Raw genomic sequence first — 752 nt, forward strand, 5'->3', positions numbered from 1 at the left:
ATTATGGCTTCAAGCCAGTTTTTCTCGTAGAGAAAAACAAGAAAACCACCAGCTATGCTGGTGGCTGACAAGGCTTCTAGCTTCCATTTATTTTTCCAAGTATAATCTAATTGTTCAGGTTAGATAAAGGAGGAAAAATAAATGGCTAAAACCAGTTACAGTTTATCACATACTAAATGGATGTGCAAATATCATATAGTTTTTACACCTAAGTATCGCCGTAAGGCGATATATTACAAAGTCAGGTCGGATTTGATAGATATTATTAAACATCTATGCGGTTGTCGTGGCGTGGAGATTATCGAAGGTCATATGATGCCAGACCATGTACACCTGTTTGTATTGATACCTCCCAAACTTTCGATTTCCGATTTTATGGGGTATCTCAAGAGCAAAAGTGCATTGATGATATTTGATAAGCACGCTAATTTAAAATATAAGTATGGAAATCGAAAGTTCTGGGCTAGGGGATACTATGTAAGTACCGTTGGACTAAACGAAAAGACCGTAGCTAAATATATTCGCGAGCAGGAAAAGAATGACATTGCACTCGATAAGCTGAGTGTAAAAGAATATGAAGATCCGTTTTCTGATGGCGGATTTAGAACAAGGTAAAAGCCCGTTGTGACGGGCATTAGTCAAGTAATATAGCACGACCTGAACGAAGTTCAGCGAGCGTCTTTAGACGCCGCTGGAGAGAAACGGCTTATAGCCGGTGTACAAGCCACCCGTTTTCACGGGTGGTTATGACT

At 39.8% G+C, this 752-nt stretch carries 1 protein-coding gene; it reads left to right on the forward strand.

The features are described from left to right. Positions 1 to 141: 141 nt before the first annotated feature. Complete coding sequence (gene tnpA, locus HT691_RS08030) at positions 142 to 615, forward strand: IS200/IS605 family transposase (RefSeq protein WP_023934883.1); 474 nt, start codon at positions 142 to 144, stop codon at positions 613 to 615. The last annotated feature ends 137 nt before the right edge of the window (positions 616 to 752 follow it).

It is taken from the genome of Streptococcus sp. 477 (genome assembly GCF_013277295.1).
GTDB classification, from domain to species: Bacteria; Bacillota; Bacilli; order Lactobacillales; family Streptococcaceae; genus Streptococcus; species Streptococcus pseudopneumoniae.